This is a genomic window from Paramagnetospirillum marisnigri (assembly GCF_001650715.1).
GTDB lineage: Bacteria > Pseudomonadota > Alphaproteobacteria > Rhodospirillales > Magnetospirillaceae > Phaeospirillum > Phaeospirillum marisnigri.
Window position 1 is genome coordinate 79,938 of the sequence record NZ_LWQT01000020.1, and the last position, 17,966, is coordinate 97,903.

The 17,966-nt window shown below is 69.5% G+C and carries 19 protein-coding genes; 7 read left to right on the forward strand and 12 right to left on the reverse strand.

Features of this window, described 5'->3' with window-relative positions:
• Positions 1 to 123 precede the first annotated feature (123 nt).
• The 4 genes from A6A04_RS01145 (at position 124) to A6A04_RS01160 (ending at position 4,051) form a co-directional block, all read left to right on the forward strand.
• A complete protein-coding gene (locus tag A6A04_RS01145; RefSeq protein WP_068489407.1) occupies positions 124 to 999 on the forward strand; it encodes a chorismate mutase in 876 nt (291 codons plus the stop codon).
• Between the two features lie 69 nt (positions 1,000 to 1,068).
• Entirely contained in the window at positions 1,069 to 2,130 is a 1,062-nt protein-coding gene (hisC, locus tag A6A04_RS01150; RefSeq protein WP_216636070.1) for a histidinol-phosphate transaminase, read from the forward strand.
• A 40-nt stretch (positions 2,131 to 2,170) separates the two neighbouring features.
• Positions 2,171 to 3,058: a prephenate/arogenate dehydrogenase family protein gene (locus A6A04_RS01155; protein WP_068489409.1), complete on the forward strand. Its 888-nt coding sequence runs from the start codon at positions 2,171 to 2,173 to the stop codon at positions 3,056 to 3,058.
• Positions 3,059 to 3,214: 156 nt separating this feature from the next.
• Positions 3,215 to 4,051, forward strand: a complete 837-nt coding sequence (locus A6A04_RS01160) for a VOC family protein (protein WP_068489492.1) — start codon at positions 3,215 to 3,217, stop codon at positions 4,049 to 4,051.
• Positions 4,052 to 4,054: 3 nt separating this feature from the next.
• Here A6A04_RS01160 and A6A04_RS01165 read toward each other — a convergent pair whose 3' ends face one another.
• The 4 genes from A6A04_RS01165 to A6A04_RS01180 form a co-directional block, all read right to left on the reverse strand.
• The gene (locus A6A04_RS01165) at positions 4,055 to 4,243 is read right to left on the reverse strand and encodes a hypothetical protein (RefSeq protein ID WP_068489410.1); all 189 of its coding nucleotides are present in this window, start codon (positions 4,241 to 4,243) and stop codon (positions 4,055 to 4,057) included.
• 87 nt (positions 4,244 to 4,330) lie between these two features.
• Entirely contained in the window at positions 4,331 to 4,522 is a 192-nt protein-coding gene (locus tag A6A04_RS01170; RefSeq protein ID WP_156612409.1) for a hypothetical protein, read from the reverse strand.
• Between the two features lie 103 nt (positions 4,523 to 4,625).
• Positions 4,626 to 5,444: a flagellin gene (locus tag A6A04_RS01175; protein ID WP_068489412.1), complete on the reverse strand. Its 819-nt coding sequence runs from the start codon at positions 5,442 to 5,444 to the stop codon at positions 4,626 to 4,628.
• A 101-nt stretch (positions 5,445 to 5,545) separates the two neighbouring features.
• Entirely contained in the window at positions 5,546 to 6,745 is a 1,200-nt protein-coding gene (locus A6A04_RS01180; RefSeq protein WP_068489413.1) for a hypothetical protein, read from the reverse strand.
• A gap of 244 nt (positions 6,746 to 6,989) precedes the next feature.
• Between A6A04_RS01180 and A6A04_RS01185 the strand changes: the two genes are divergently transcribed.
• Both A6A04_RS01185 and A6A04_RS01190 read left to right on the forward strand, forming a co-directional pair.
• The gene (locus tag A6A04_RS01185; protein WP_068489414.1) at positions 6,990 to 7,607 is read left to right on the forward strand and encodes a hypothetical protein; all 618 of its coding nucleotides are present in this window, start codon (positions 6,990 to 6,992) and stop codon (positions 7,605 to 7,607) included.
• Between the two features lie 40 nt (positions 7,608 to 7,647).
• Entirely contained in the window at positions 7,648 to 7,938 is a 291-nt protein-coding gene (locus tag A6A04_RS01190) for a hypothetical protein (RefSeq protein ID WP_068489415.1), read from the forward strand.
• Positions 7,939 to 8,002: 64 nt separating this feature from the next.
• Here A6A04_RS01190 and addB read toward each other — a convergent pair whose 3' ends face one another.
• The 8 genes from addB to A6A04_RS01230 form a co-directional block, all read right to left on the reverse strand.
• Positions 8,003 to 10,921 carry a double-strand break repair protein AddB gene (gene addB / locus A6A04_RS01195; protein ID WP_068489416.1) on the reverse strand — a complete coding sequence of 973 codons (2,919 nt, stop codon included), beginning with the start codon at positions 10,919 to 10,921 and terminating at the stop codon, positions 8,003 to 8,005.
• Positions 10,922 to 11,072: 151 nt separating this feature from the next.
• Positions 11,073 to 11,792 carry a nucleotidyltransferase family protein gene (locus A6A04_RS01200; protein WP_068489417.1) on the reverse strand — a complete coding sequence of 240 codons (720 nt, stop codon included), beginning with the start codon at positions 11,790 to 11,792 and terminating at the stop codon, positions 11,073 to 11,075.
• Positions 11,789 to 12,784 carry an aminoglycoside phosphotransferase family protein gene (locus tag A6A04_RS01205; protein WP_068489418.1) on the reverse strand — a complete coding sequence of 332 codons (996 nt, stop codon included), beginning with the start codon at positions 12,782 to 12,784 and terminating at the stop codon, positions 11,789 to 11,791. The genes A6A04_RS01200 and A6A04_RS01205 overlap by 4 nt, the downstream gene beginning before the upstream one ends.
• The gene (gene tsaE / locus A6A04_RS01210; protein ID WP_068489419.1) at positions 12,781 to 13,254 is read right to left on the reverse strand and encodes a tRNA (adenosine(37)-N6)-threonylcarbamoyltransferase complex ATPase subunit type 1 TsaE; all 474 of its coding nucleotides are present in this window, start codon (positions 13,252 to 13,254) and stop codon (positions 12,781 to 12,783) included. The genes A6A04_RS01205 and tsaE overlap by 4 nt, the downstream gene beginning before the upstream one ends.
• Entirely contained in the window at positions 13,251 to 14,195 is a 945-nt protein-coding gene (locus A6A04_RS01215) for a tyrosine recombinase XerC (protein WP_068489420.1), read from the reverse strand. The genes tsaE and A6A04_RS01215 overlap by 4 nt, the downstream gene beginning before the upstream one ends.
• On the reverse strand, positions 14,195 to 14,599 hold the full coding sequence (locus A6A04_RS01220; protein WP_068489421.1) for a type II toxin-antitoxin system VapC family toxin: 405 nt from the start codon (positions 14,597 to 14,599) through the stop codon (positions 14,195 to 14,197). The genes A6A04_RS01215 and A6A04_RS01220 overlap by 1 nt, the downstream gene beginning before the upstream one ends.
• A complete protein-coding gene (locus tag A6A04_RS01225; protein WP_068489422.1) occupies positions 14,596 to 14,826 on the reverse strand; it encodes a FitA-like ribbon-helix-helix domain-containing protein in 231 nt (76 codons plus the stop codon). Before A6A04_RS01225 ends, A6A04_RS01220 begins: the two co-directional genes overlap by 4 nt.
• A 56-nt stretch (positions 14,827 to 14,882) precedes the next feature.
• Complete coding sequence (locus tag A6A04_RS01230; RefSeq protein WP_068489423.1) at positions 14,883 to 15,596, reverse strand: DUF484 family protein; 714 nt, start codon at positions 15,594 to 15,596, stop codon at positions 14,883 to 14,885.
• Between the two features lie 81 nt (positions 15,597 to 15,677).
• Between A6A04_RS01230 and A6A04_RS01235 the strand changes: the two genes are divergently transcribed.
• Positions 15,678 to 17,882 carry a primosomal protein N' gene (locus A6A04_RS01235; protein WP_068489424.1) on the forward strand — a complete coding sequence of 735 codons (2,205 nt, stop codon included), beginning with the start codon at positions 15,678 to 15,680 and terminating at the stop codon, positions 17,880 to 17,882.
• Positions 17,883 to 17,966 lie beyond the last annotated feature (84 nt).

Genomic DNA, 17,966 nt, shown 5'->3' on the forward strand with positions numbered 1-17,966 from the left:
GGGGAATGGATTAGCTATGGTCGCGGTGAATGCATGTCAATGTTTTCTTTGATTTCCGGGCGGCTCCGAACTACACCTAGGCAGCATCGAGTCATGATTTTCAAAATCAGCGGTTAAAACCCCATGAGTCAGGACAGCGACAGCCTTCAACAGCTCCGCCGCGACATCGACCGCATCGACGAGTCGATTCATGACCTGCTGATGCAGCGCTCGGCCCTGGTGGGCAGGATCGCCGCCGCCAAGGCCGACAGCCGCGTCACCTTGCGCCCCGGGCGCGAGGCGGACATCCTGCGCCGCCTGCTGGGGCGTCATTCCGGCGAATTCCCCAAACTGGCCCTGGTCCGCATCTGGCGCGAGATCATGGGGGCGCTGGTGGGGCTGCAAGGCCCGTTCTCGGTGGCGGTCCATGCCGCCGGGCGGTCCACCAGCGCCATCGAGCTGGCCCGCAACCATTTTGGCATGGTGGCGCCGCTGCATGCCTATCGCAGCGCCGGACAGGTGGTGCGCGCCGTGGCCGATGGCCATGCCTCGGTGGGCGTGGTGCCGCTCACTCCCGGAACCGAACTGGCCGATGAGGCGGAGCCCTGGTGGGCCAGCCTGACCGTGGGCAGCGGCGAGCCGCCCCGGGTGGTGGCGCGGTTGCCCTTCGCGGGCGTCGCTCCGGCCCAGGGCGCTCCCGAACCGCCCCAGGCCCTGGTGATCGCCTGCCGCGACCATGACGAGACCGGCGACGACCGCACCGTGCTGGTGCTGGAAACCGGCCCCGAGGTCAGCCGCGACCGGCTGCGCGCCGTGCTGTCGGCGGCGGGGCTGGAACCGGCCCAGTTGCTGGCCATCTATCGCCATGGCGCGGTATGGCTGCACATGGTGGAAATCCTCGGTCATGTGGCGGGGGGCGACGCAAGGCTCACCGCCCTGGTGGCGCCCCGCGACCCCATCAGCCACGCCTCGGTGATCGGTGGCTATGCCACGCCGCTGTCGCCCGAAGCCCTGACCTGAATTCATCCCTTCCGTTCCGATCATCAGGAGTCCCGACCAGTGACCGCTCCCGCGCCCCGTCCCGGCATCATGGATATCCGCCCCTATGTGGGCGGCGAATCGGCCATCGAAGGCGTCAGCCGCATCGTCAAGCTGTCGTCCAACGAAGGCGCCCTGGGGCCAAGCCCCAAGGCCATGGAAGCGCTGAAGGCGTTGGCGCCCGAGATCCATCGTTACCCCGATGGCGGCGCCGAGGCGCTGCGCCAGGCTATCGGCGCCCGCTACGGCATCAATCCCGACCGCATCGTCTGCGGCGCCGGGTCTGACGAACTGTTGGGCATCCTGTGCCGTGCCTATGCCGGTCCCGGCGACGAGGTGCTGTATTCGGCCCACGGCTTCCTGATGTATGCCATCGCCGCCAAGGCCTGTGGCGCCACTCCGGTCACCGCGCCGGAGGTGGACCTGACCGCCAATGTGGACAATCTGCTGAAGGCGGTGACGCCCAAGACCAAGATTCTCTTCCTGGCCAATCCCAACAATCCCACCGGCACCTATCTGCCGTCCTCCGAGGTGGCGCGGCTGCGCGCCGGGCTGCGCCCCGACATCTTGCTGGTGATCGACGCCGCCTATGCCGAGTTCGTCTCGCGCAATGACTACACTTCGGGCAATGAACTGGTGGAAGCGGGCGACAACACCGTCGTCTGCCGCACCTTCTCCAAGATGTTCGCCCTGGGCGGCCTGCGTCTGGGCTGGGCCTATGGCCCCGAGAACGTGGTGGGCGTGCTGAACCGGGTGCGCAACCCCTTCAATGTGGGTTCCGCCGCCCTGGCGGCCGGTCTGGCCGCGTTCCAGGACACCGAATACGCCGAGCTGTGCAAGCGCCACAACGACTACTGGCTGCCCTGGCTGTCGGAGCAGGTCAGCGCCCTGGGCCTGACCGTGGTTCCCTCGGTGGGCAACTTCATCCTGATCCGCTTCCCCAAGGATGCGGGCAAGGATGCCGCCACCGCCGATGCCTTCCTGCGTTCGCGGGGCATCATCGTCCGCGCCATGGGCGCCTATGGCCTGGGCGACAGCTTGCGCATCACCATCGGCACCGGCGAGGAAAACCAGATGGTGGTGGACGCCTTGAGGGAGTTCCTGAAGAAATGAGCGAGGCACAGCCGAGCGCCCGGCGCTTGAGGGGCGAGATATGACCACTTCTCCGCTGTTCAAGACCGTCTGTTTCGTCGGCATCGGCCTGATCGGCTCGTCCCTGGCCCGGGCCATGCGCAAGCATGGCCTCGCCGAGCGGCTGCTCTGCCTGGATGTCTGCGAGAAGGCCCGGACCACGGCCCTGGCGCTGTCGGTGGTGGATTCCGCCACCGGCAATGCGGCCGAGGCCATTTCCGAGGCCGACCTGATCGTGCTGGGGGCGCCGGTGGGCGCCACCCAGGCGGTGGGCGAGGCCATCGGCCCCCATCTCAAGCCCGGCGCTATCGTCACCGATGTGGGGTCGGTCAAGCTGGCGGTGATCCGCGACCTGACGCCCTATCTGCCGGAAGGGGTGGAATTCGTCCCCGGCCACCCCATCGCCGGTACCGAGCATTCCGGCCCGGAAAGCGGTTTCGCCGAATTATTCGAGGGCCGCTGGCAGATTCTGACGCCGCTGCCCGGCTGTGATCAGAAGGCGGTGGACAAGGTGGCCGAGCTGTGGCGCCGGGTCGGCTCCCAGGTGGAGATCATGGACCCCCACCACCACGACAAGGTGCTGGCCATCACCTCGCATCTGCCGCATCTGATCGCCTATACCATCGTCGGCACCGCCAACGACCTGGAAGGCCATATGCAGCAGGAGGTGATCAAATTCTCCGCCTCCGGCTTCCGCGACTTCACCCGCATCGCCGCCTCGGACCCCATCATGTGGCGCGACGTCTTCCTCAACAATCGCGAGGCGGTGCTGGAAGTGCTGCAGCGCTTCACCGAGGATCTGACGGCCTTGCAGCGCTCCATCCGCTGGGGCGAGGGCGAGGTGCTGCAGAAGCGTTTCACCGAGACCCGCGCCATCCGCCGCGCCATCATCGACGCCAAGCAGGCGTAGGTTACATGTCCCTCAGTCGCCGGGCGCGCTCCTTCGGCGCGCTTGGCTTTCGCGCCACGAGGCGCGCCGTGCCTTGCCCGCAACTCCTCGCCCTCGGCTCGTCGGTCGGGATTGTGCTGGGAGCGCGGGCGCCTCGCCCGCCCATTGGAGACCGCCATGGCCAACCGCATCACCGGCCTCGACCACGTCATCATCGCCGTGCGCGATCTGGAGGCGGCGGCGGCGACGTTTCGCCGCCTCGGCTTCACCCTGTCGTCCAAGGGTGTCCATGCCGAATGGGGCACCGCCAATTATTGCGTGATGTTCGGCGAGGATTACCTGGAACTGCTGGCCGCCGTGGCCGAGGGCGGCCCTGCCGACCATGTCCGCGCCTTCACCGCCGGGCGCGAAGGGCTGATGGGGCTGGTGTTCGGCAGCGACGACGCCGAGGCCGATTGCCTGCGCCTGGGCCTCGATGTGCCGGGCAGTCTCAGCCGCACCGTCGAGACCGCCCATGGCCCCGAACTGGCCCGGTTCAAGGCCCAGCCGCTGCCGCCTGACACCACGCCGGGCGTGCCCTCGTTCCTGTGCCAGCATCTGACTCCGGATGTTCTGCGCCAGTCGGGCTGGACCGAGCATGGCAACGGAGCGCGGGGTATTGCCGCCGTCACCGCCCTGGTGGCCGACCCCATCGGGCTGATGGCCGCCTGGGACCGGCTGGTGGGACCGGCCGCCGCCACCGCCACCGACGAGACGGTGACCATCCATTCCGGGCGTGGGCTGGTGTTCCTGTGCCGCCCCGACGACCTCGACCAGCTTCATCCCGAGGCCGACGAGGAAGAGGCTCCGCCGCCGCCCGCCTTGGTGGCCATGACCATCACCGTGGCCGATATCGATACGGCGGCGCGGGTGCTGACGGCCAACGGCATCGACTTCGGACGCGATTCAGCCGGGATCATCCGCATTCCTCCATCGGAGGCCTGCGGCATCTTCATCGAGATGGTGACGGGGTAAGGCCTATTCGGCAGCCACGGTGGTGGGGGCTTGCGCCTTGGCCTGGCGGCGCAGATGGGCGATCAGCAGTTCGCGGGGATTATGGCACGAGCCGCACCAGACCACGGCGGTGCCGTCGCCATAGCTGTGAATCCGGTGCTTGCCGGTCTGGTTGCAGTGCGGGCAGTCGAGAACCGTGCTAGGCAGACTCATGAGTGGAACCCCATGTGACGGAGGCAGGGAGGAATACCCTTATTTCGCCCCGGGGTGAAGAAAAAACCGTGCATGCCAGCCATTCTGTCAGCCGGCCGAGGACGAATTCACCGCGCCGCGGATGATGCCCATGGTGGCGACCGAGCACATCTTGCGGGAATGGCAGGTATTTCTCTTGGGGCAATTCACCACGGAGGACAGGATTTCCTGGCCCCGTTCAGTCTCGCCGCCGGTCAGGGCGGCGGATGCTTTGCCAAGGACGCTCAGGCAAGTCAGCATGATGACCTCCACCAGGAATATCTGGTGTCTTCAGCTTGCCTGGGGGATGGGCAGGGCTCAACCCACGGAGATTCACGGATTGTAGCGGAAGATGACGCCCGGGTTAACGGCGCGAGAACAGCGCCAGCACCGAATCGTCGGTGCGGACCTGGTTGCGCAACGCTTGCACGCCCAGCTTGCGATAGGTGTCGGCGGAACGGACCGAGGCGGCGGACTCGTTGAGATCGGCGGCAGTCAGTTGGCTCGCCCCCTGCCGCGCGATATTGCCCTGGGCCTGGACGTAATCCGCCTGGATTCGCAGCCGGGCCACATTGCCGCCCAGTTCGGCGGCCTGAACCCGGACGGTGCGCGAGGCCTGATCCAGGGCGGCGAGATCGGCCTCGATGGCATTGGTATTGCCCGCCCAACCGGCGGCGGCGGTCACGCCCAGCGAGGTGGCATCGGCGGCCTTGCCGGTGATGGTGGTGGCGGTCTGGCCCGAGCCTCCGTCCACCGCCAGGGTGGAAGGCTTGGCGGCGATCAGGTTGGTGCCCTGGTAGGAGGCGTCGGTCGCCAGGGAATCGATCTGGCTGCGCAGGGTGTTGTATTGGGCCTGGAGATTGGCCTGCTCGGTGGGGTCGCTACTGGCCTGGGCCTGCTTGGCCACCGCCTTCAACTGGTCCACCACCTTGGAAATGGCGGACAGTCCGGCATCGGCCGCCTGGATGGCGCCGATTCCCTGGCCGATGGATTGTCCCGCCTGGGCCAGGGTGTCGGCGCGTTCGAGCAGGCCGCTGGCCAGGGCATAGGCGCGGGAATCGTCGAGGGCCGAATTGACCTTGCGTCCGGTGGACAGCCGCTGGTTCTCGCGATCCTGCAGCGCCTGATTGCGCTGGATCGACGAAAGCTGGCTGGTTGCGGTGGTGATGGGGGACAGGGCCATGGCCGTTTCCGTTCTCGGACTGACTCATCATAGCGCCGTTTCGGGCTGAATGCGATTCTCGCGCGAAACGCGGTCACGGGTCTGTGAAGGCCGCCACAGGATCAGCCGGAAATGGATGCCGGGATGCCGCCCATGGAGTCCAGCGCCTTGCGCAGTTCCGGCCGGGCCTTGAGGATCGAAGACCCGCTGGCGCCCACCTCGATGCCGCCGGTATAGGCGGTGCCTAGCACGGCCTGGTAGACCCGGGTCATCTCGTCCAGGCTGGGGGCGGGGGGCTCGATCCCGGCGATGCGCTCGGCCAGCTTGCGCACGGCATGGACCTGGCCGCTGTGGCAGAAATCCTGCTTGAAGCGCTGCTCGCCCAGGGTGGTGAAGGCGATCATCACGAAGGCGGTGAAGCGGCGGATTTCGCCGCCCAGCACCGGCATCAGCACCTTGATCACCTCGGCATGCAGGGTCGAGACCTGGGCCACCGAGCGCCGCAGCTGGGTGGGGTCGCTCTTGGGGAACAGGCGCCCCAGATCCATCTGCTGCACCACCCGCCACAGGATTTCGGCATCGATGGCGTCGCGCCCGGGCATCATCAGCCGCTGGGCGGTATCGAACAACAGCGGCGGGAGACTATCCTTCGGGGTGGCGCCGGGCGCGCTCAGGGCCTGCAGTTCGGATGCCTCGCGCACCTCCAGCAGGCGGGGGCCGAGATCGGCCACCAGCGCCGGGGTCATTGGGGCGTAATGGGGGATCAGCAACACCTGCCAGTCGAAGCGCAGATAGTCGCGCAACGCGTGGTACAGGGCTTCCGCCCGCGACGGCGGTTTGGCCAGGCGCGGCGGCGGCGGCGGCGGTGCCAGCAGCCCCAGCGACATGGCCAGCCGTTTGACCAGGGCGGGCTTGGGCTCCGGCTTGGCGAAGCGGGAACGGAAATCCAGCTTGGCGCGGAAATAGCGCCGGGCCGAGGCGCGAACCACCAGGGCCACGCCCTCGGCCAGGGTGCGGCCACACGACAGCACCGCCGCGTCCAGCACCGCCGGACGGTGGTCCTGGTCGGTGACGACCTCGGCGAACAGGTCCGGCTTGGCGCGGAACAGCCGGAAGCAGCGGTCCAGCATCTTGGGGTCGTTCATCACCGCGTCATAGGCGGCGGGGCGGGGCAGGTGCCGCAGTTCGGGGATTTCCCGGCGGAAGACATCGATCACCGGCCCCTCCAGGGCGCCGCGAATGGCCTCGATGCCCGGATCGAAGGTCTGGGGCGCCTTGCGGCCTTTCCTGGAGCGATGTGCTGCCGCGCCTTGCGTCGACATTTGATTTCACCAAGAAATGAGACGGTGTCTCCTAGTTATCATGGTGTCAAATTGTGCATGAATTGTCAATGAGCCTTAAATGTTATGTGCGGCATTACCAATGTATGGCGCGAATATTGCGTTTTATGCTAGTTAAATATTAAATTGTCTAAAATTTTATCCAATTTCATTCAGCTGTAGTCTTGAGGTTTGACATCCGCCTTGCCCTGCTCGATCCTGACTCCGCTTACGGAAGGGGGCCGCAATGCGTTTGATCCTGCTGTTGTTGATCCTGCTGGCATCGCCAGTCCCGATGGCCTCGGCCCAGGTCGGGCCTTCCGATCCGCCCCGCATCATCACCGAGCGCAACGGCGCCATCACCAATCACCGGGTCGAAGGCAGCCTTGCCCCCAGCCGGGAGATCGGCTGCATCGCCGTGGCCGAGGCCGACAACGCCATGACCCCTCCCGACCTCTATATCGGGGTCCGCAAATGCCTGGATCAGGACCGCTTCGAGCGGGCGGTGGAACTGTTCGCCCTGGCCGGTCTCTACGGTAATTTCGATGCCATGCGGGTCACCGACCGCTCGGCGGGCCAGGCCAAGACGGTGCTGATCATGGGCACGTTTTCCACCGTTGGACCCGAGCGCAAGGACCGGTTCCGCCAGGCGCTGGAGCGGATGAACGCCAATCCCGATAGCCTGACGGCGCTGTGCCGCTCGGTCGATCGGGTCGGACATCCCGGCTACTATCCCGCCTATATGATCTTGCACGGGATGAAGGCTTTTACCGGCAATCCCCATGACGGCGCCCTGGCGCCGGATTTCGACGCGGCGGCGACCTGGACATCGCTGCGGAGCAACTATCTGCACTGCCCGGGATGAGGTAATATCGGGCAGGCCACGGTGTCGGGGGAGGACGAGCATGCATGACGGTCATCATCACGGCGAGGCCGATGGGCACGAGCATAAGCACCAGCACGCCCATGAGCATAGTCATGTGCACGCGCACCAGCACGCCCATGGCGATCAGGTGCACAGCCATGCCCATGCCCATGCCCACAGCCACGAACATGGCCACCAGCACAGCCATCCCCACGGCCATGCCGGGTCAAGCGCCCATGACCACGAGCATTCCCAGCCCAACCATGCCTGGAAGCCGCACGAACACCGTCATTCCGAGGATGAACTGCCGGGCCATGACCACGAGCATTGAGTGTGCGGGCGGGATGCCCGCGCTCCGATGGTCAGGCCCCGGAGCGCGGCCGTCCCGGCCGCCGTCATTCTTCGGCGTCCTCGCCACCGCTGGCCCATTCCCGCACCCGGGCGAGGTGGAGGTAGTCGGAATATTTCGGCGCGTGCTCGGGATGGGGCCGCGCCGCATAAGGCGTGGCGGGATCGTCGAAGGCGGCTACCAGGGCGGCGAGGCCGTCCAGCGCTTCCGCCGCCAGGGTGAAGACATCGTCACCCGCCGCCCGCTCCTCGCCGCCGCCCTCGCCCCCCTTCAGGCGCCAGTACAGCAGGTGTGACGGTTCCGCCGCCGCCACGCCCTCGAAGCCGCCATGGCGGGCCATGGCCGCCTCCAGTGGCAGTTGCGGGGCGTAGCCCGCCGCCACTTCCTTGACGCTGGGCGGCTGGCCGGTCTTGTAGTCGATCAGCGCCAGCCCGCCATCGGCCTGCCGGTCGATGCGGTCGGCCTTGGCCACCAGGGTGAAGGGGGCATAGGGGGCATCGATCTCGATGGCGCCCTTGACCTCGGCATGGACGCGGGCGATTCCGGGGCGGCGTGCCCGCTCGCGCTCGGCTACCCAGCGGGCGATGGACTGGAAGCGCGGCCACCAGAAGGCCGAGACGGCGGGGGATTTCACCCCCTCAGCGAAGACCTCGGCGCCGATCCGCAACAATTCCGCCTCGGGGTCGGGGGGCAGGTCTTGCGGCCAGGCCAGGGCGAAGCGCTCCAGCGCCAGATGCACCATGCTGCCGTATTCGGCGGCGCCGGGATCGGCGTCGATGGGGTCCAGCGCCCTCAAGCCCAGCACATGCTTGGCATAGACGGCATAGGGGTCGCGCATCCAGGTCTCGATCTCGGTCACCGACAGCCGCCGGGGCCGCGCCGCCACCGGCGGCCGGGGCGCGGGTGGCTCGGCCCGGCTCCACGAGTCCGGCCGGTCCAGCAGGGCGTGCCAGTCCAGCCATTGATGGGCGTCCTCGGCGAAGCTCAGGCCGCAGGCGGTCATTACCGCTTCCAGGCGCATCAGCCAGCGTGACGGCACCGTGGGCGTGCCGTCCACCCGCAGCGAGCGGGTCAGCACCACCCGGGGCGCCGCGAAGGCTTGGGCGAAATCATGGGCGGCGAGGCCGATGCGGCGCTCGGGCGGGGCGAGGCCGAAGGCGTCGCGCATGGGGCGGCTCATCCAGGGATCGGCCTCGGGCGGGGCGGGCCAGCTGCCCTCGTTGAGGCCACCCAGGACCAGCAGATCGGCGTGCTGCAACCGGGCTTCCAGCGGTCCCCAGATATGCAGGCGGGGGTGATGGTCCCAGCTTGAGCGCACCGCCACCCCGGCCATCAACTCGTCCAGTAGGGCGGCGTAACAGCGGCCGGGAATCTCGCCGAGGGACGGGGCGGCGGCGGCCAGTTCGGCGGCGAAGCGGGCGGCGACCTCGCCCGCCTCGCCCTTCCACAGCCGGGCCGGGCCGGGCAGGCGGTCGTCCGCGGCCAGGGACTCGGCCAGTTCCATATGGGCGCGCACCAATTCGCCCAGGGGGACGGACTCGCGGCCCAATAGGGCCACCAGGGGGGCGGCCAGGGTCTCCAGATCGGCCAGCAGCGCCGCCAGCCGCCTGTCCTTGGTCGCCGCCAGCAAGCCGCCGGGGCCGGGGGTGGGGCGGGGGCCGCGCAACACCGTCAGTTCCAGGCGGCGCACCAGAGCGCGGAAGGCGGCGGCATCCATTCCCCCCGCCGCCAGGGGATGCTTCAGGCAGGCCAGGGTGGCATGGGGGGCGAAGGACTCGGCCGCCATCTCGGCCACCAGCCGCAGGAAAGCGCCGGGTTCGCTTAAAGACAGCGACCGGCCGGCGGAATCGTCGATATGGATGCCCCAGCGCTCCAACTCGCCGGTCACCCGCCGCGCCAGTCCCCGGTCGGGGGTGACCAGGGCAGCGGTGCGGCCTGGCTCCTCCAGCGCCTGACGCAGCATCAGGGCGATGGCGCCCGCCTCCTCGCGCGGGCCGGGGGCATCCAGGCGGCTGACGCCGTCCAGGGTCTCGGGCGGCAGCGGCGTCAACTCGCGCCAGGCCTCGCAGGCCCCGGCCGGGCGCAGCGCCTCGGCCAGCAGCCGCACCCGCCGATGCCGGGGATCGGGCGTGGCGGTCAGGGCGGGCACGGCGGCCCGTTCCCGCCCCAGCCGGACCAGCAGGGCCTTCAGGCCGAACTGGGGATGGCCGGGGTCCAGCGCCGTCCAGGCGGCCTCGTCCAGCTCGGAATCCAGGCCGGGCAGCACCACCCGCCCATTGGGCAGGGCCGCCACAGCCGCCAGCAGATCGGCCACGGCGGGGCGCGAGCCGGTGGAGCCCGCCGCGATCACCGCATGGGCGGGCGGCGTGGTCCGCCAGCTCTCCAGCCGGGCGGCGACGGCGCGATTGAGCCGGTCCTCGGCGTCCAGCAGGCCGCGCTCGGCCAGGATGGCGGGCCAGGTCTGGGTCAGGATCTTGAGGAATGTCAGGGTGACCTGCCAGTGCTCGGCATAGTCGTCGGGAACCAGTTTCTCCAGCCGGGCGAAGTCCAGGCGCTCCGACTGCACCGCATCCAGCAGGCGACCCAACTCGGCCGCCAGCCGCGCCGCCTGATCGGGGGCGGGGACCGGGCCGCCGCGCGCTTGGGCCATGGCCATGATCAGCCGGGCCAGGATCAGGCGGCGCTCCAATGGCGCCACGGCGGGGGGAAGCTCTAGGGGGTCGAGGCCCGACAGTTCGGCTTCGTCCTCGTCCAGGTCGCCCAGCGGCCGCAGGGTGGGCAGCAGCAAGGGCCGCCCGCCCGACAGCCGCAGGAAGGCGTCGGACAGCGCCCGGCAGGCGCGCCGGGTGGGCAGCAGCACCTCCATCCCGGCCAGGGCCAGCGGATCATCCCCGGCCTCGGCCAGCAGCCAGGCGGCCAGGGTGTCGACGAAGGGCAGGCCGGGCGGAATGGTGAAGACGGTCATGGGGTGGCTTCCGTCTGCACACTCTCCCTCCCCCGGTCATGCCGGGGGAGGGCCGGGGTGGGGGCTGCCCACAACGGGTGCGCGGGCTGGGGCAAGCCCCCCTCCCGACCTCCCCCCACCCATGGCGGGGGGAGGAGTGTTTCGATGGTCGTCAATGTTCTTCCCGTCGCAGCAGGGCTTCGACCTCGGGCAGGGCCTCTGGCGTGCCCACATGGTACCAGCCGCCGTCATGGACCACGCCGAACAGCCGCCGACGCTCCAGGGCGCGGTCGTAGAGGATGTTCAGCGAGAACTTGCCCGCCGGGCAGCCTTCGAACAGCCGGGGATGCAAAATCTGGACACCGGCGAACAGCAGCGGCGCGGTCGGCGCCTCGCCCCGGCGACGCAGACGGTCGGCGCCGTCGATGGAGAAGTCGCCCTTGCCCTCGTAGCCCACGGCGCTGGCCACCGGGTGCAGCAGCAGCAGCGCGTCCATCTCGGCATCCACCCAGGCCCGCGCCAGCCGCGCCAAAGCCGGGGTGGGGCCATCGGTCCAGATGATATCGCTGTTGACCACGAAGAAGGGGTGGTGGCCCAGCAGGGGCAGCGCCTTGGCGACGCCGCCGCCGGTTTCCAGCAGGTCGGGCTCGTGGGACAGCACCACCTCGTCGCGCCCGGCCAGATGCTCCTTCACCGTATCGGCCAGCCAGTGGGTGTTGACCACCAGATCGTCGATCCCGGCGCGGGCGAGATGGTCCAGCGCCCGGTCCAGCATGGTCTTGCCCGCCACCGCCACCAGCGGCTTGGGGGTGGAGAGCGTGATGGGGCGCATGCGCAGGCCCAGACCGGCGGCCAGTACCATGGCGTGGGTGACGGTGGTTCCCTGGGTCATGGCGACGGCACTCCCCGCTGGTCCTTCGGGATATGGCGGTCGAGCCAACGCCCCAGCTCGGCCAGCACCGGATGGGCAAGGGCGTTTTCCAGCAGCCGCCAGACGCGGGGGATATGGACCAGATAGCCGGGCTTGCCGTCACGTCGACACAGGCGGGTGAAGATGCCGATGACCTTGGCGTGGCGCTGGGCCGCCATCACCGCCCAGGACGCCTCGAACACCGCCCGGTCCAGGGCGGGGAAGCGCGCCAGCCAGCGCAGCTTCATGCGCTCGATCAGCAGCGGGTCGATATCGCGCCGGGCATCCTCCAGCAGGCTCATCAGGTCATAGGTGGCCGGTCCCGCCACCGCGTCCTGGAAGTCCAGCAGGCCACAGGCGGTCAGGCCGGGCCGCTCCAGCAGCATCAGATTATCCACGTGGAAGTCGCGCAGCACCATTGTGTCGGCCACCAGCCGCGCCACCGGGAACAGCCGGGTCCAGATGGCGTCGTATTCGGCCCGGGCCTCGGGCGCGGTCTCGACGCCGAGGATGGCGGGCATATACCAGTCGGTCAGCAGCCGGGCCTCGGTCAGCAGCCGGGCGTCGTCATAAGGCGGCAGTCCGGGCGGCATGGCGTCGGGATTGGCGGCGATCTCGGCCAGCACGTCGGTGGCCAGGGCGTAGAGCGCCTCCTCGTCATGGCCCGACTCCAGCAGGCGGGTATAGGTGGCGTCGCCCAGGTCTTCGAGCAGCAGCAGGCCGTTGTCCTCGTCCACCGCCAGCAGCCTGGGCGCCGACAGGCCCAGGCGTTCCAGGTGCCGGGCGATGGCCACGAAGGGGCGCACATCCTCCTTGGGCGGCGGCGCGTCCATCAGCACGGCGGCCTCGCCGTCGCGGTCCAGGCGGTCGTAATGGCGGAAGCTGGCATCCCCCGCCAGCCGCCCCCGTCGGGCCTCGCCCCAGCCCGCCCGGGCCAGGAAGGTCTGGATCAGCCGATCCCTCGTCGGTGTCATTCGCTCACGTCTCCAAGTCGGTCGGCCCAGCTTCCGTGGCCGGTCAGGGTGGCGCGGCGGCTGGTCTCGGTCTCGCCCGCCTCCAGCGCCAGGTCGAGGCGGCGGCGGGGCAGATGCGGCCCCAGCCGGTCAGGCCATTCGATCAGGCAGATACCCTCGGCGAAGGCTTCCTCGATGTCCAGTTCCAGGGCGTCGTCGGGAGCTTCCAGCCGGTAGAGGTCGAAATGCCAGACCAGACCGGCCTCGGCCCCAATATCGTATTGCTGCACCAGGGTGAAGGTGGGGCTGGGCACCTCCTCGTCGGGGCTGGTCAAGGCGCGGATGAAGGCCCGCGCCAGGGTGCTCTTGCCGGTGCCGAGGGTTCCTGACAGGGCGATGACGTCGCCGGGCCGGGCCATGGCGGCCAGCCGCTCGCCCAGCCGTTTGGTGGCGGCCTCGTCGGCGAGGGGAAGGGTGAGGGGGCCGCTCATGCCTTGGCCCGGGGATGGGCGTCGCGATAGACGGCGGTCAGGCGGGCGGCGTCGACCTCGGTATAGCGCTGGGTGGTGGACAGCGAGGAATGGCCCAGCAGTTCCTGGATGGTGCGCAGATCGCCGCCGCCCGCCAGCAGATGGGTGGCGAAGCTGTGACGCAGCGCGTGCGGCGTCGCGGTGTCGGGCAGGCCCAGCAGCAGGCGCAGGCGGCGCATCTGGCGCTGGACCACGCCGGGATTGAGCGGCCCGCCCCGGGCGCCGAGGAACAGCGGGTCGTCGGGCTCGGCGGGGAAGGGAACACGGGCGAGATAGTCGGTGATGGCGTCCCTGACCACCGGCAGCACCGGCACCAGCCGCTGCTTGCGGCCCTTGCCGGTGATCATCATGGTCTCGCCCCGGGGGGCCTCGCGCCGCTTCAGGCCCAGCGCCTCGCCCAGGCGCAGCCCGGCGCCGTAGAGCAGGGTGAACAGGGCGACGTCGCGGGCCGCCAGCCAGGGCTCGTCATGCAACTCGCCCGCCGTGGCCAGGGCCTCCAGCGCCTCGTCGGCGGCCAGGGGCTTGGGCACCGATTTGGGCGGGCGCGGCGACTTGACCGTCTTCAGCGTCGGGTTGTGCACCAGCTTGTGGCGGTCGAGATAGCGGAAGAAGCCGCGCAGCGTCGACATGGTCCGCGCCAGCGACGACCGCCCCAGCCCGTCCGACGACCGCCGGGCCAGAAAGGCGCGGAAATCGGTGGGCTCCAGCCCGGCCAGGGCGGCGAGGTCGGGCTGCCCCCCCTGATGCTCCACCAGGAAGGACAGGAAGGCGGCGAGGTCGCGGCCATAGGCGTCCAGGGTATGGGCCGAGGCCCGCTTCTCGGCCTCCAGCCATTGCCGCCACGCCGTCACCGCGCGGGCGAGGTCGGGCTGGGCGGCGAAATGGATGGGGGTGGGGGGCATCAGAGCAGCCTCACCCGGTTCTGGAACGGGCTTGTCTCGCCCCTGGCGGCGAGGCGGCGATCAGCGGTGATCAGTGGGGCGTCCAGCATTTCCGCCAGGGCCAGATAGCAGCAGTCATAGGCGGGGTGGTTTAACTCCGCCGCGATGGCATAGGCCCTGGGCGCGAGATCGCCGAGCGGATAGCTCTGGTCCAAGGTCTTGCGCAGGGCCGAGATGGCGGTGGCACCTGCGGCGGCGGGCAACAGGCCCTGGGCGGTGTAGCGCCACAAGGCATTGGCGACCTCGGCGAAAATCAGGTCGGGAGCCGCCAGGGTGTCGATGCCGATCAGCCGTTGCGCCCGATCCGCGCCCTCGCCATCCACCAGCCATTTCATGGCGACGCTGGCATCGATCACCAGGGTCATCGCCGGTCGCGCTCTTGGCGGATCAGGTCGGTGGGATCGGGGCTGCCGGGTGGAAGGGTGATTTTCACCCTGCCCAGGATCTCCCGCTTCTGCTCGGGGCTCAGCGGTGCCGTTTGGCGCAAGGCATCCCGCAGCTCGGATTCCAGCGAGCGCCCGTTCAACTCGGCCTTGGTGCGGAAGCTGTCGATGATGGAATCGTCGAGATTGCGGATGAGGACTGAACCCATGGGATGCCTCCGATGATATCAACTATGATAGCATTGGGGCGGTGGAGGTTCAAGCCTCACCCCACGAAGCGCAGGACGCAGATCTCCACCACCCGGGCGAGGAAGGTGACCAGTTCGGTGGCCTGGCCGGCATGGAAGGTGCGGCCGTGGCGCGAGCCCAGCGCCATGACGCCCTCGGGGCAGGGGCCGCCGGGCGACAGGCGCACCACCGCCGAGGACAGCACCAGACCGGCGCCATCGCCGAACAGCACGGGATCGCCCGGCATTTCCTCGGTCAGGGCGCAATCGCGGTCGGCGCCGCCCATCATGGCGGCGACCATGCCGGTGGGCAGGGTCAGCACGCCGGGCGCCGCCAGCTTGGGTAGCGGCGCCTCGGGGGTCTCGAAGCACAAGGTGGCCACGTCCACGTCCAGCAGGGCGGGCAGGTCGTCGCGGACCGCCTCCACCAGTTCCGCCATGCTGTCGGCCGACAGGATGGCCAGCACCGCCTTGTGGGTGCGGGTCTGGATGGACATGTTGCTGCGGCTGGTGTGGATCAGATGCTCGGCGGCGCCGCGCACCCGCTCGATCTCGTCGCGCAGCCGCTCGATCATGAAGACCTGCATGTCCAGCACGCCGTCCTCGCCGTCCCAGCGCGACGGCGGCGACAGCGCCAGCAGCAGGTCGGGATGACGGACCAGGAAATCGGGATGCAGGCGTAGATAGGCCTCGACCTGCTTCTCGTCGGGCAGGGGAAGATGCTGGACCGCGTCGTCGCGCTTTCGCGCCATGCTGCTCACCATTGATCGGGAAATCGTCGCCGTGACGTGGACGACTGTTGCCATTGGCCGTGGAAATGTTAAGTCTAGCTTATGCCCGCCGAGTCCTTCACATCAACCCCTCCGTTCTTCAACGGGTCGGATCGGATCGCCGTCCTGCTGCCGCTGCCGCTGGCCGGGGCCTATGACTATCTGTGCGCGGGCCAGCCGCTGCGGCCCGGCGACTTCGTCTCGGCGCCGCTGGGCGGGCGCTGGGTGACCGGCGTGGTCTGGGGGCCGGGCCGGGGCGATGTGGAGCCCTCGCGGCTGAAGCGCGTCGGCCCCCGGCTGGAGGCGTCGCCGCTGCCCAAGGTCACCCGCGACTTCATCGACTGGGTGGCGTCCTATACCTTGGCGGCGCCCGGCGCGGTGCTGAAAATGGCCATGAGCGTGCCTTCGGCGCTGGAACCGGCCGCCGGACAGACCGCCATCCGTCTCTCCGCCGCCCCGCCCGAGGCGCCAAGGATGACGCCGTCGCGGCGCAAGGTGGTCGAGGCCCTGGCGGCCTTGCCGCCGCTGTCGGTGACGGATCTGGCCCGCGAGGCCGGGGTCGGCCCGGCGGTGGTGCGCGGGCTGGTGGAGGCGGGGGTGCTGGAGACGGTGGAGCTGCCGCGCCCGTCGCGGTTTTCTCCCCCCGACCTGGATCGGCCCCGCGCCGAGCTGTCCCCGGCGCAGCGCGATGCCGCCGATGCCCTGGTGGCGGCGGTGGGGGCGGGGTTCTCGGTCTCGCTGATCGACGGCGTCACCGGCTCGGGCAAGACCGAGGTCTATTTCGAGGCGGTGGCCGCCGCCCTTGCCCAGGGCGCCCAGGTGCTGGTGCTGCTGCCCGAGATCGCCCTGTCCTCCCAATGGCTGGAGCGCTTCAAGCGCCGCTTCGGCGTCGCTCCCGCCCAATGGCATTCGGAATTGGGTGACGCCGCCCGCCGCGATACCTGGCGGGCGGTGGCCGAGGGGGACGCCAAGGTGGTGGTAGGGGCGCGCTCGGCCCTGTTCCTGCCCTTTGCCGATCTGGGATTGGTGGTGGTGGACGAGGAGCACGACCAGGCCTTCAAGCAGGAGGACGGCGTCAGCTACCACGCCCGCGACATGGCGGTGGTGCGCGCCCGGCTGGGCGGGATTCCGGCGGTGCTGGCCTCGGCGACGCCGTCGCTGGAGACCATGGCCAATGTCCAGGGCGGCCGCTATCGGCTGCTGGCCCTGCCCGACCGTCATGCCGGGGCGGTGCTGCCCGAGATCAGGGCGGTCGATCTGCGGCGCCAGCCGCCGCCGCGCGGCCGCTGGCTCAGCCCGGTGGTGGTCCAGGCGCTGGAGGAGGCCTTCGCGGCGGGCGAGCAGGCCATGCTCTACCTCAATCGGCGCGGCTATGCCCCCCTGACCCTGTGCCGGAGCTGCGGCCACCGGCTGCAATGCCCCCACTGCACCGCCTGGCTGGTGGAGCACAGATCGGCGGGACGGCTGATCTGCCATCACTGCGGCTATCACATCCGCCTGCCTCCCCAATGTCCCCAATGCGAGGCCGAGGACAGCTTCGCCGCCTGCGGCCCCGGGGTGGAGCGGGTGGCGGAAGAGGCGCAGTTCCTGTTCCCCACCGCCCGGCTGGCGGTGATGACCTCGGACACCTGCGTCGGGCCGGGGGCGGCGGCCGAGCTGGTCCAGGCCATGGCGGAGCACCGCATCGACCTGCTGGTGGGCACCCAGATCGTGGCCAAGGGCTATCACTTCCCGCTGCTGACCGTGGTGGGGGTGGTGGATGCCGATCTCGGCCTAGAAGGCGGCGATCTGCGGGCCGCCGAGCGCACCCACCAATTGCTGTCCCAGGTGGCGGGGCGGGCGGGCCGCGCCGAGCGTCCCGGCCGCGTCTTCCTCCAGACCTGGCAGCCGGAGCATCCGGTGATGCGGGCGCTGTGCACCGGCAGCCGCGACAGCTTCATCGCCCGCGAGGCCGAACTGCGCCGCGATTGCGCCATGCCGCCCTATGGCCGCCTCGCCGCCCTGATCCTGTCGGGGCCGGACGCCGCCCAGTTGGACGGCTTCGCCGCCCGGCTGTCGCGCCTCGCCCCCCATGGCGAGGGCATCTCGGTGCTGGGGCCCGCCCCGGCGCCCATGGCGCTGCTGCGCGGCCGTCATCGCCGCCGATTCCTGGTCAAGGCCCCCCGGAGCGAGAATCTCCAGCAGTTGTTGCGCCGTTGGCTGGCTCAGGCGGTGGCCCCGTCCGGGGTGCGGGTTCAGGTGGACGTGGACCCGTATAGTTTTTTTTAGGGGTCGGGTAGGGTGGGAAAAGGCCTTGTCCAACCCCGACATCGGCTCGCCCGGCCGTACATGCCGCATAGCTAATATGTTGTT